Below are 15,000 nucleotides of genomic sequence, written 5' to 3'. Positions count from 1 at the left end.
TATCCCACATTTTATATTTAATTGCAACCAGCTACTTAGGCTCTTCGACATTTGTTATGCTAAGTTAGCAAGCTTTGTAGAGCTTATTTTACACCTCATACGACTGAATACTGCTATATGAGATTTCTTTGATCCAAAATCAGCCAGTAGTTTTTGATCATAATTTTCCTCAAAAAGTAACCTTTTTAGAAATTTAAGTAACTTTTATACACTTACATAATTAGTCTCTTGTATCATACTGTAAGAAATACCAGCAATTCCAAACTCAGAGTGTAGTCAAACAGACAAAAATCTCGAAGTGCTTACTGGAAAGAGGTTTCATGTCAATATTTAGAATCAACGTAACGCTCTATTGAGTGATTGATCAAGTTTGCTTGCCGGTTACTTACTCTCCAAGAGACTGAGATTCGAGGAGGAAATGCAAAAAATCTCAGAGATCAGCCTAATCTCTCTTACTTTTATAGAAGCGAGATTATGTCTGTATTCTATGTTGCCGTTTGAATTTGGAATTGCTGTGTAAATAGATTATTTTTTTCATTATCCAATAAAGTAAAAACCGAGGTATCACCATGTCTAATCTAAATAATACAAGCGGAGTTATTAAACCCACTGGTCAAAATGCTTCTGGTCTTAACTTTTGGACTGTAGTTGACTATAACGGCGATGGTGTAGTTAACGATAAAGATTTAGAAGCAATTATCGCCAGAGGTTTGAAAAGTGGTGCTGGCTATGATCCCCAAGAGTTATCCGGTTTATTAGGTACACTAAAATCCATTGTAGGCAGTTATATCAATGGGGCAACCGTTACCGAAAAACCTCTCAGTGCGGACGGAAAATATTTCTTTAGCGTTGAGGTAAAAAACCCTAATTTTAAACTTAGTGATTTTGTTGCCGGAAGTGAATCGGGTAGTATTGGCAAAGATTTAAAAAATAATATTAATCCTAACGATCCTCAGACTAATCCCACCTTTAGTAATCCTATTTTTAACTTCACGATTTCCCCTAACTCTAAGCCAACAATGGCTATCACCTTAAACGGGATTCAATTTAGTGCCATAACCTCTCTGTTAGCAGTTGCTACTAATCAATTTACCGATGCCATCGGTGTAACTGCCCCTGGTTTGATTGATGCTTTAAAAAATGTGCCAAACAGCACTCTCATTAACTTAATAATAGACGCACGTAGCGAAAATTTTGCGATCGAGTTTGATGACCCAAATTCCTTGCCCGGTTATCAAATAGATGTAGAAAAATTTATCAACACCTTAAATAAAACAGGTTTTCCCGCTCTACCAACAGATAAAGCAATTCAAGCCCTCAATACTACCCTCAATGGGTTTTCTAAGATTAAAGTAGATAAACCAAAAATATATTTTGCTAAAAGTGATAAAACGACAGGATTTAATATTTCCGTCAAAGTGAATGATGATATTTTAACATTAAAATACGAGGGAAACGTAAAATACGAGAAAGACAAAAAAGTTGCTAATGAAGTCATCTATAAAGTTGAATATAAAGATGGCAATACCATAGAGCTTCCCCTGAGTTCGATTTTGGATCTGCCTGGAGGTCTAACGATCAAAAACCCGACATACACAATCAGTAGTGGCAATACTAAATTTGATGAAGAAGGGAAAGAGCCGAAATATGTAAAAGGATTTAACTGGACAGGGACAATTGAAATTGACAATCCCATGCCCAAGGAAATAACAAATTTTCTTGATAAATATGTGGGATTTAATTTAGACAAATTATTTGATTCTCAGTTATTAGCAGGAGTGGGATTTGGCACAGATGGCGCTAAAAATCTGAATCTTTACCTCGATCTTGAGCTAGATAAGCCCGTAGTTAAGTTTCCTTACCAAATTCCTAATTTTGACGAGTCATTTGAACTATATTTTAACGGATTTGGTTTAGATTACAGTTTAACCCCCATTAATATGGGCTTTACCACCACTCAAGCCCTATCGGGTAATATTACCCTTCAAGGTTATGATCCGGTGCAAAAAAATGAACCCGGATTAAATTTAGTGGGTGGTTTCAAAACAATAGTTTCCAGTGATCCGACCAAAAATGGTGTATTAGGATATTTTAACCTAGATACTTTAGGATCAGGATGGCGTAACCCCTTTGGGATTCCTAATTCAGAATTTCGCCAGTTAGCACTAGAAATAGGTTTTGGACCTACTGCACTAAAATCTATTGGCTTTATTGGGGATTTAAGATTTGGTAACTATGACTTCGATGCTTTTATTTCCCTTGATATTAATGATCCTCAAAAGAACGGTTTTGGACTAACCCTTAATCGCCCGATCAGCGCAATGGATCTATTTTTAGGTCCAGTCGGCTCTTTTACGGCGGGTCAATTAAGCAATACTTTTGACGAAGTAGAGAATGTATTTGATCTCCTAAACTCAATTTTTGATCTTACCCTAGAGTCTATTGATGGTGATGGTGATGGGGATTTAGATCCCCTATTTTACTTTATGCCTCAAGCCACTAGTATTGCTGGACAACCCTTTGATCAAGGGACTCACATTAATGCTGGAATTAGTGCTTGGGGTTGGGATGGTAGGCTTTCCTATAGTGCCACTACTTCATTATTTGGCTACCCTATACAGAAAGGTTCTCTTTCTTTAGAAAAAATTGATATCGGAGGTCTGGGTTGGTTTGTCCTGGAAGGGATTGATGATCCAAAGACTACTACAGTAGATGAAAGTAAAGAACTCAATTTGGACTTTTCCAATACTGGATTGTCCCTCTCAGCCGATGCTTCTTTGACCCTATTTGGTTTGAATGTAGCTAAAGCCTCTGTTGAAGTGGGTTTAGGTGGCATTGATATTGATGCTAAACTTAATTTATTTAATACTTTAGGCATTGATGCTAAACTCTTTGTCGGGAATCTCAAAGAAGGCCAGTCAGCGCAAGTTACAGTTAATGCTGATGGTACTGTAAGTTTAGCGGAGGGTGTGAATAATCAAGGATTTTTGAGCCTAGCTGGACAACCGCGCACTTACTTGAGTTTAGATGGAATTAATGATTATGTTCAGGCAACACCAACGGGATTGAACCTCGCTAATCAAGACTTTACCATTGAAGCCTGGATTAAAACTACAGGTACAAAAGAGAGCATTCTTGTTAAAAGTGATGGTGATACCATTTGGGAGAAAGGAGAAAAAGCCTTTTATATTAATGAATTAGGTAAAGTTAATTTTGTTGGCTTTGGCAATAACTATATTAAGGGCAATACTGCCGTAAATGATGGTAAATGGCATCATGTAGCAGTAGTTTGGGATTATAGTAGTGGCACTACTGGCACTGGTCGGGTCTTTGTTGATGGAGTTAATGATACTCAAAGTAGTAATTATGCGGCTACTAATCTTGATAATAGTACCGATACCTTAAAAATTGGTAGCCTGAATTTCAGTGAAGCGACTAATTATTTTTCTGGTCAAATTGACGAGGTGCGGATTTGGAAAACTGCCCGTACAGAGTCAGAAATTAAAACTAATAGCGATAATCGAGTCAATCCGGCCACAGAAACTAATCTAGTTTATTATTTACCTGTGGATCAAGGCGATCGCGCTACAATCACCACTACAACAGTTAATAGTGATCCCCTCCCCAGAAAGGAAATATTAACTCTAGAGGGAGAAACAGAACAAACAGCTTTAATATTTGACGGTGTAAATGATTATGTCCAAGTCAAAGCCGGAGATGCTAGTTTTGCTGATTTTAACACCAGTAATTTTACTGTTGAGTTATGGGTTAAAACCACTGATCTGAATGGTACTTTAATCGGTGCTAGTAACACCAGCACTGGTACGGGAGATTATTGGCGGGTTTGGCTAGAAAATGGACAGACAAAATTTAACTTTCAGCCCGGTGGTAATACCCAACCCTCTGCTAGTTCTATCAATGCGATTAATGATGATTCATGGCATCATATTGCAGTAGTTAGAGATGGTTTCTATACTGGTAAACTTTATGTAGATGGAGTTTTAGACAGTAAACTTAATTTCACCGGCAGTTCCAACGGGATTGATATTAATAGTGATCTATTTATTGGTCAATGGGTATCTGGGACAGATCAGTTTGCTGGGAAAATGGATGAAGTCCGGATTTGGAAAACTGCCCGCACTGAGACAGAAATTAGTGCCAATATGAATCAGCGCTTAGATAAAACTGTCGAAACCAATTTAACCTATTATCTACCAATTGATCAAAGCGATCGCTCTATTCGTGAAAATAAAATTCTCAGTGAAACCTTTGACGGTGGTTTACCCAAATCTATTTATAATGTTTCCCTAACGGACAATAATATTGCCTCTGTTAGTGATAAATATCGTCAAATAACCCCCACACTTTCAACTCCTAATGCGATCGCCCACTGGCGTTTAAACGAATCTAGCGGCACAACAGCCACGAATATCGGCACATTAGGTACTACCGTTAATGGTACTTATGTAGGTAGTCCTACTCTCAATAATCCTGGTTTAGTGGCTGGGAGTACAGGAGTTAAATTTGACGGTGTTAATGATGGAATTGCTATTCCCGATCATAATAATATTAACCTTCTAGCTACCACCGCCCGGAGTATTGAACTTTGGTTTAAAGCCGATGATCTCACAGGTAAACAGGTTATCTATGAAGAAGGTGGCACAGGAAGTGGTCTCAATATTTATCTCGATGGTGATCAATTAAAACTCGGTGCATGGTCTGGAAATGCAGGAGAATGGTTAGCGACTCAAGTAGTTAAAGACAATAAATATCACGTTGTCTTGAGTTTTGATCAAGGTAACTTAACTGGTTATCTCAATGGTGAATCATTTGGGACTGTCACCACCAGCTTTACCAGCATACCTGTCCATAGTGAGGATATTGGTATTGGTTACATGAAACAAGATACCCGTTTATCCGATACTGTGAGGCTTACGGGTGATGGTAACTATTTTAATGGCGTAATTGATGAAGTAGCCCTCTATAATGTGGGGTTATCTCCTGAAAGAGCGATCGCTAATTATGCAAGCGGATTTACCCAAGGCTTAAAAGTTGAAACTTTTAATAATATTAATTTAGCAGGTGATCCCGTTACTATTGACTTAACAAATAGCTTCCAAAACCTGACTGTAGCTAGTAATTCTAGTCAAAAAATCACAGGCTGGATCCAAGCACCTGTTACTGGTACTTACACCTTCAACACTACCAATAATTACGGTACTCGCCTTGCTGTTAATGACACTAAGTTAATAGATAATTGGCAAAATCCTGAAAAAGCCATAGATTTTGATGGAATTGGTGATTATATTCAGATTGAAAACTATGATGGGATGTATGATCGAAGTAAATCCATGACGGTAGAAGCCTGGATTAAAGTTGATCAGTTTAATACCGCATCTCAAGCCATTATTCGCAAAGGAGATAATGGTTGGAGGTTAGAGCGCAACGGCACTACCAACAAGATTGATTTTACCTTCGATGTATATAAAAATACGACAACAACTCAAGTCCTTGATGGAAACAGAAGCGTAGTTAGTAATCGTCAATTTAACGATCAACAATGGCATCATGTTATAGCAACCACTGATGGCTTAAATGTGACTCTTTATGTTGATGGAAAATTGGATAATTCGGTAACATATACTAATCCGAATGATGGCTATAGTCGCTCTATTTTCAATAGTAATGCTCCAGTGATTATTGGGGGTTATCGTGGAACAACACAACAATACTTTGATGGAAAAATTGATGAAGTCGCAATTTGGAATAAATATTTTACGGCGACAGATGCTCAAACTAATTTTACTCAAAAGTTAACCGGATCAGAAGCTAACTTAGTAGGTTACTGGAATTTTGATCATCCTCAAGGATTAAAAACCATTGTGGATCAAAGTTCTAATCACAACAATGGTTATTTTCGAGGTGTTGTATCTCCTGATCAATCTCAAGTAAATTCTTGGAGTAGTAAACTTGTAGCTTACAAAAACGACTATAGCAGTGTTTTCACTCCTACTACCCAATCAGGTACAAATACCATTGATTTAGTAGCTGGAAAACTCTATAAAGTTGAATTAGATGCACAAAGTTTAAATGGAGTTAGCACCCCTCAACTGCAATGGAATTATACTGGAGTAAGTAATCAAATTATTCCTACTTCTGCTTTATTTACCGATGCTCAAGTAGAGACAGATTGGAAAGTTAGTGGTGGTAAAATCGGGACTAGCTTTCTTAATACTGATGCAGATGGAGCGTTGGAATTTTTCAATACCACAGGCGATCGCTATGCCATTTCACAGCCTTATGATCTTAGTCAAGGTGGAAACCTAAGTTTTAGTTTAATTTTAGGTGGTAACAGCACCATTAATAACATAAGTGGTGGTCAGGTGTCAGTGGCCAATGGTTCAACCAATGGAGATACTGTAGACGACAATAAGGCCATTAAACTGGAATATTCTATTGATAATGGCAATACCTGGGTATTGTTAGATAGCTTTACTTCTAAGTCAGAGGGCGGAAACTGGCATAATGTCGTTATAGACTTACCGAAGCAAGCGCAAACTCAATCTACTCGGTTTAAATGGTCACAACCTAGTTATGTGCTAGATAATTGGGCAATTGATAATGTTGGTGTAGTCACCAACTCCAATAATGTATGGGCGGATATCAAAGGTGCAGACGTATTAAAAGCACAAAGAGATAATGGAATTACCATCAGTAATGGCGAAGCCCTTTATTTTACTGGTAAACCCTTTGCAATTGTCACTCCTCTGCCAGATGTATCTCAACCTCTATTAAAAGATTCCTTTGCTAACTTGATTACGGGAGACTTTAATGGTGATGGTAAAACAGATTTTCTTCGGCAACAAAAATTCCAATGGAGTTATGATAACCAATTAGTTACGACTTATCTTTCTCAAGGTGATGGTACTTTTAATACTGTAAATACTAATTACCCGTCCCCTGTTGCTAATGACTTTTCAGCGATAATTCAAACAGGAGATTTTAATGGAGATCGTAAAACCGACTTTATTCGTCAGAATAAAGATAGTGGCGGGAGCAACTTTCAAGTAGTTTTATCCAATGGTGATGGTACTTTTAATGCCATTAACCCATCTGGTAATGCGGGAAGTACTACTTATAATTACCAAACCTCGCTTCTAAGTAATCCGGGTGTCAATCTCATTATGGGAGATTACAACGGCGATCGTAAAACAGACTTTATTCGTCAAGAAAAAAGTGGGTGGGATAATGATAACGATTCGACTTTTAGCGTCTGGCTGTCTAATGGAAATGGTACTTTTAACCCCATGACTCCTTCCGGAGATGTCTATCAAAAGGATCTTAAGTTTGATGGAGGAGCAAATATCATTACCGGAGACTTTAATGGTGATGGTAAAACCGATTTCATCCGTCAAGAAAAAAATGGCTATGATGATGATAAAAATAATACTTTCAACGTTTATTTCTCTAATGGAAATGGTACTTTTAACCCCATAACTCCTTCCGGAGATGTCTATCAAGATGATCTTAGGTTTGATCCAGGAGCAAATATCATTACCGGAGACTTTAATGGAGATGGTAAAACCGATTTCATCCGTCAAGAAAAAGGTGACCGGGATAATGATATAAAGAATACTTTCAACGTTTATTTCTCTAATGGTAACGGTACTTTTAATATAGTTACCCCCGGTTCTAATGTATCCGGAGATCCCTATCAAGATAAGTTACGGTCTGATCCAGGCGTAAATATCATTACCGGAGACTATAACGGTGATGGTAAAACTGATTTCATTCGTCAAGAAAAAGGTGACTGGGATAATGACATCAGTGATAATTTTAGTATCTATCTTTCTCAGGGAAATGGTTACTTTAATATAGTTAGTCCCAACCTCCCCGAATATCAATCGGTGCTTAACTATGATAAAGGGGCAAATATTATTGTAGGAGACTACAACGGCGATGGTGCAGGTGACTTTCTCCGTCAAGAAAGAGGGACTTGGGGTGATGACTATGCTAATACTTACCAAACCTATCTTTCTAAGCTAAATCAAACAAATCAGCGTTATGCTACTACCCAATCTTTAAATACCACTGACACAAAAGCGTTACAGTTTGACTTTGTTTTTGGACAAAAATATACAGCGGGAAATCCTTTCACTTACGAAGGCTCTACCTATGGTGATGAAGATGTAATATCAACCACAGGAGATGCACCAGAAGCAGGGGAAGATGTGTTAGTTTCCTATTCCACCAATGGCGGTCAAACTTGGACGACTTTAACCACCTTATTAGCTAGTAATTACGCCACTACATACACTAATTGGACTACCCAAGCGATCGCTTTACCCGATGCAGCTAAAACTGATCATACTCAATTCCGTTGGCAACAAACTAATTTTACTAATACGGGTGATGATACTTGGGCGATTGATAATATTACCCTAGCCTCAAATACTATTATGAGTGGAGTACAGTTTTATACTCCTATCACTCAAGTAGATAACTTTAAAACTGTTAATAGTACCAATCCAAATTCAGGTAATAGTAACAGTAAATTTGTGATTATGGGTAATGGCAACATTAGTTTTCTAGGAGAAACCATATCCAGTGTATCCTTGGATGTGAGTGAAAATGGATTAAAATTTAACCTGTTTGATACTTTTGCTTATGTTCTACTGGATAATGGGCTTACAGCCACAATGCCTGTGAAAACAGCTATAAGCAGTGGCGCATACATCATTGGGACATTATCTAAAGACATCAGTGTTATTGCGGGAAAAAATGGTGCTAGTGTAACAGGAGCATTAGGTTTAGAATTTCCTTTAAGCTTGAGTGTTCCCTATTTCGGTACTCTTAAACTAGCAAGTTTAAAAGCAGATGGGGTATTAAATTTAACGGTGGGTACAGATGGCAAAATATCTGGTTATATCAAAGATATTGACTTTACTGTATGGGGTAAAAACCTCTCTATTCCTAGCTTTTCATTTAGTAGTAATGTCAATTCTTGGGATGACCTCATTGTTGAAACCTCTCAAGCAGTAGCTGATAAAATCCAGAAAGAATTTCTTAATCTCTTTGATGATGCAGAGCAATTATACAATGGCATCAAAAATGGCACGATTGATTTTGCGAAGGATGTCGAAAGTTTCTTTGCTAATTATGGTCAAACGGGAATCAATGCTTTAAAAGATTTGGGAAGTAATGCGGCATCACTCTACACTGATGTTGGGATTGGAGATTCCTACAATACTTTTAATAAGTCTCTTCAAAACATCGCAAATGCCGTTGGTAGTGGTATAAGTGGTGGTGTTAAAAAAGCAGGCAAAACACTTAAAAAAGCCTTTAATGGACCGATCGCTGATGCTAAAGTTTTCCTTGATATTAATGGCAATTTCATCCCAGATCAAAATGAACCGACCGTAACAACCGATAATTATGGGCGTTTTAATCTGCAATATAACCTTAACGATTATGACACCAATGGGGATGGTAAATTAGATTATACCGAAGCCTTAGTCATAGGTATGGGCGGTATTGATACCACCACTGGCAAAGAAGTTAAAGTCCCCTTTATGGCTACGGTAGGTAGTGAAATTAGCCCTCTGACTACCCTGAAAACAGGTTTAATGCTGCAAGGTTTAACGGAAACAGCAGCCGAAACGATCATCAAGCAAAGTTTTGATTTAGACAAATTTGGCGGTATTTTACTAAATCAATTTGATGCCTATAGCGAAATTGGTCAAGGTCATTTGGTTGGTTATGATGTGGCGATCGCTCAAACTATGGCTCATAACCTGTTATTATTGGGCAGTGCCGTTATTAAACAAATTCAACCCCAGTTATCTGATTCTGAGGTTCAAAATCAACTATTCAAGATCATTGCCCAAGTAGTAGCAGATCAAGGGACTATTGATCCTACTAACCCAGGAGTTAACCGCAGTTTAATTAATGCCTTAACTCAAAATAGTCCCACACCTGTTAGTGATGAAATTGTATCAGCGTTTTCATCTTTGATGATCGAAACTGAATCTCAACTTCATAAAATCGTTGGTGATACTTCTCATCCAGATAACTTAAGGTTAATCTTACCAACCCTTAATTACATGAAAACGATCCTGGTGGAAAATCTACCTGTGATCATGCAAAAGGTGATTACCAAAGAAATAGAACCCGCAGATGTTATGGATAGTTTCCATGCCATTTTAAATCAGAATAATCATCTCATTCAATATGGTTTAAATGAGGCGCGGACCGTCACCATCAGCACGGAAGGAATATTAAAAGAAGGTGATAGTTCTTTCCATCATGGTAAGTTTATTGTCAATCTTGGCGAGACAGCACCCGCACAAGGTTTAACTATCTTTTATACTCTTTCGGGAACTGCAACTTTAGGGGAAGATTATCAATTACTGTATAATCCCACAGTAGGACAGCTAAATATAGCACCTTATGAAAAAACAGGGATTATTGATTTAGAAGTCTTGGATGATACTTTAAGTGAATCTCCTGAATCAATTACCCTCACTCTTCAATATGCTGGTGATGGTTTTGCTATCAATCCTAATCAAAATACAGCTTATTTCGTGATCAAGGATGATGAAAATTCAGGTAATAATTCAGTTTTCCGACCAGATCAAGTGATAGCTGGAACAATCAATAATGATATTCTCACTGGTACTGATCAATCTGAATGGTTAAAAGGTAGCTATGGTAATGATCAAATATTTGGTTTAGGGAATAACGATAAAATTGATGGTGGTTTTGGTAATGATATTCTTCACGGTGGATCAGGTGATGATATCATGGCTGGTCAATTTGGTGCAGATCAACTTTGGGGTGAAGATGGTAATGATTTGCTCCAAGGAGGTACAGGCAATGACATCCTTAACGGTGGTGCAGGTAGCGATGTTATTAATGGTGGAGAAGGTGATGATCAACTCACAGGTGATGCTGGTAATGACCAACTAGAAGGTGATGCTGGTAATGATCTGATTAATGGTAATGCCGATAATGATTGGTTAAGTGGTGGTATTGGTAATGATATTCTCATTGGTGGCGCAGGAGATGATGTCGTTAGTGGTGGTATCGGTGCAGATCAATTTGTGATTACTTCTGGTAATGATGGGTTTGATATCTTTAGTGATTTTAATCCCGCAGAAGGCGATCGCATTGTCATTGACTCTAAACAATTTGACTCTTTTGATCTGAGTAAACTTACCTTTGCTCATGGTTTTCTTAAATATGATGGTCAAAACCTCGCTTTAATCCAAAATCAAGGTAATATTTATGCCCTGCTAAACTTAAAACCAGTGGTAGATGTGGTATCTGAGTTAACCTTCCCCACTGTTTTCCCTGCTAATAGTAATATTCTGACTACAGGTGACATACCTAGTTTAGCAACTCTGACGCATACAACAGTTGATCCTACTCAATCGGAAGGTTTATTAGGGAAGATTTTGACCAGGGGTTATATTAAAGTTGCGATCGCTCCAAATACTCCTCAATGGCAAAAAGAACAAGCTAAAGCCTTAGCTGCGGCGCTCTTTGGTGATTCTCAAGCACTGCAATATGTCACCTTAGATGAAAAAGATATTTTTGCAGCAGTAGCCACTCAACAAGTAGATATTTCGGCGCATCTATTCCCCAATACCTATGAAAATCAAATAGATTTTGCGCCCGCGACTTTCTATGACAGTGAAGTTATTGTTGTTAAAAATAATAGTCATATCACTCAAGCTCAAGATCTACAGAATGTCACCATCGGAGTGATCGCCAATAGCGACTCTCGCCAAAATCTCCGCGCTGTTTTAGGTAACGCTGGTATTAACTACAAACTAGCTGAATTTGCTGATAATCAGACATTAAGGTTGGCTTATGACAATAATCAAATTGGTGCAGTAGTTCTCAATCCTAGTCAAGTTAAGGATTTACCCACAGGTAACTCTGTCTTAGATTTAGAACTATCTACTCAAGCCATGAGTATGGTATTACCAGAAAATGAATCTTCTTGGGCTGATGTGGTACGCTGGGCAATTACCGCACCCATCGCAGCAGAATCTTTAGGTATTACTTCCACTAATTTGGATAGTTTGGTAAATAGTAATGATCCAGCAATTCGACGCTTTTTAGGTTTAGAAGGTAATTTAGGACAATCTCTCGGTATTAGTAATGATTTTGCTAATCAAGTTATTCGCACAATGGGTAACTATGCTGAGTTTTGGCAAAATAATTTTGGAGATTTATCGAGAAGTCGCAACCATCTTTTTGCTGATGATGGTTTACTCTATTCTTTACCCTTCGCTGGTAGCGTCAGTCAAAAACCGGAATTAATTAACAATAATGATCGCAATGTCTTAACAGAAATCAAAGCACGAGGTTTCATTAACGCGGGTGTATCATCGAGTCAATATCCAGGTTTGTTTTACCAAGAAAATGATCAATGGAGTGGCTTCCATATTGATATTCTCAAAGCCCTATCTGTGGCTTTATTTGGCGATGCAAATCACTTAAATTTTAGTAATCCTACCAGTTTTTTACTGAGCAGCTTAACTAATACGGCTAACGGTGTTGTGGATATTTCTTCTAATAGCACTACTCATAATTTAGTCCGGGATGGCTCTGTGGGTATTGATTTTAGTAAGCCTTATTTCTTTGATGGACAGGCTATTTTAGTAGGTCTTGATAGCGGTATTAGCTCTCTTGGGACGCTGACAGGCAGACGTATCGGGGTAGAAGCAAATACGACTGCTTTCGCTGGTTTAGATGATAATTTAGTTGGCATTAACTTCACTAAGGTAGAGTATACTAGCACTACTAATCTTTACAATGCTTACCAAAATGGAGAAATTGATGCTTTAATTGGCGATCGCTCGATTATTGCTAGTCGTCTGAGTACCTTTTCCAATCCTGAAAATCATAAGATACTGGATCAAGTATTATCAAGAGAACCAATCGCTTTTGTAGTGGATGAAAATCAGTCAGATTGGTTAGATGTGATCAATTTGATCATTGATACCCTCACCAAAGCCGAAGAATTAGGCATTACCAGCGCAAATGTAGATCAATTAGTTAAGGGTAATAATCCTGCTATCCGTGAATTTTTGGGTGTTAATGGCAAACTTGGCGAAAAATTTGGTCTAACTGCTAATTTTGCCCAAAATATCATTAAATCTATGGGTAACTATGGAGAAATTTATCAACGAAATCTAGGGGCGATATCCATTCCCAGAGATGCTAATCAGAGTTTTGCTGATTTTGGATTACAATCTGCTAATAGTTATACCAGTGCTTTGAGTATTGCCAACCCTGAATTAGAAATCAGGGGTAATGGTATTTTCCAAGTGATGGATAATTTAGCCAATATTAAATTTAACCTCCTCAAGCATGACGGGAGAACTCAGGCTGAAATCGGTCTATATAAAACTGATGCAGATGGCAGCATTAATGGCATTAATCGCAACAGCACAGGTTATCTAAGTGAAGTTTTAAAACACAGTCAAACCATCTTCTCTATTCTGGACAACAACCCTAATGGTTTTGATAGTAATAGCTTCAGCAGAACATTAGGAGAGTTTGATAACAATACCTACTTTGGCTTATATATGATCCAAGGTAGGGATGCTACCACCGTTCTTAACACTGGAGACTATAGTTCTTTGGTGTTGTCCCAAAATGTCAAAGCCCTGCAAACCCTTGATAACGGAGCAAATCTTGTTTTTAATTGGGAAACCAACGGTGATAACAGTTACGATGATCTAATTATCGAAGCTGCTCCCACCTTAGAAGGAACTGTATTTGGTACAACCCTTGATAAAACAATTGATCTGACTGGTTTGGATCATCAAGTCCATAACATCAGCTTTACCGTAAACCGCGAAGCAGCCTATGATAATTTAATCGGTTTCTATCGAGTTAATGAACAGGGTCAGGTGCTAGATAGCCAAGGTAAAGTGGTTTCTGGTAATCCAAATCAGGATAGTAACTATGCTCAATTAGCCATAAACAATCGTTTGGATATACTTCTGAGTACAGGCAATCAACAAACTGCTGTCTTTAATGAACAACTCATGGGCGGTGTACGTTATGCTCCCATCCTCATCGCTAATGGTGGTTCAGCTTCCAGTCCCAATTTCAGCCATACCTATTTTGCCTATAGCGGAGCTAATAGTGATGGAGTTAATCATGTGCGACGCATGGCAGATAATATTTTTGGCTTTGAAGATATTCGCGGCGGTGGAGATAATGACTTTAATGATGTGATTGTGTCGGTAAAAGTCATCTAGTAGTCTGTCAACCCGAAAATGACGGGTGAAGGTAAGGGGGGGTAGGGGAGGTTAAAAACTTCAGACACGCCGAATTTTTCTAAGGGAACACCAAAAAATAAATTACCCAATTTTGTGGGATGGGCATCCTGCCCGTCCTTGATGATTAGCAGGCTTTTCGTCCCGCACCACGAAAAATTTTTGGGTATTTTTTTAATTGGAAGTCCCTAAGAGAAGTCCACAGAATGATTGATCCTATAGTGAGAGAAGATAATTTCAGTGTGCAGCCTTAACGGGTGACAAGGTGACTAAACAGCTTGTTTCATAAGGGATAGAACCTGAAAGCCACGTTGAAAAAAGAGGTGCTTAAGTAATTGGACAAAAATATTTACAGTCATTGCGAGGGAAGGGAAGCAATCACAACCCTTGCGAACTGCTTGCAGCAGCGCAACGCTTACGCAATCACATTGTGTAATTAATTTTATCTCACTACTTACTTATTCAGCAAACCCTAGTTATCATTTTATTGTCAATTTGTCAATAGGGAATTTTGGCGATCGCTCAAATTAGATCATTTCTGAGCAAATTCATGGCTAAAATTGTTAAGGGAATAGGTATTAATTTTGTAAAGTTTTGTATTAGCCTGGGAAATTAATTTCTGAAACTACTGTCAATAAAGGGTTTGAGACTAACATCTTTTAAAATATCTAAAATTGACAATAATATCCTAATTATGAAA

The 15,000-nt window shown here is 37.9% G+C and carries 1 protein-coding gene; it reads left to right on the top strand.

What is annotated here, in order from left to right:
- The first annotated feature begins 569 nt into the window (after window positions 1-569).
- On the top strand, window positions 570-14,282 hold the full coding sequence (locus IQ226_RS05400) for a LamG-like jellyroll fold domain-containing protein (RefSeq protein ID WP_193893028.1): 13,713 nt from the start codon (window positions 570-572) through the stop codon (window positions 14,280-14,282).
- Window positions 14,283-15,000: the final 718 nt, after the last annotated feature.

Source organism: Dolichospermum sp. LEGE 00240, from assembly GCF_015207875.1.
Classification (GTDB): domain Bacteria; phylum Cyanobacteriota; class Cyanobacteriia; order Cyanobacteriales; family Nostocaceae; genus Dolichospermum; species Dolichospermum gracile.
The sequence above is the reverse complement of the archived record's forward strand: the minus strand, read 5'-3'. Positions and strand labels throughout refer to the sequence as shown.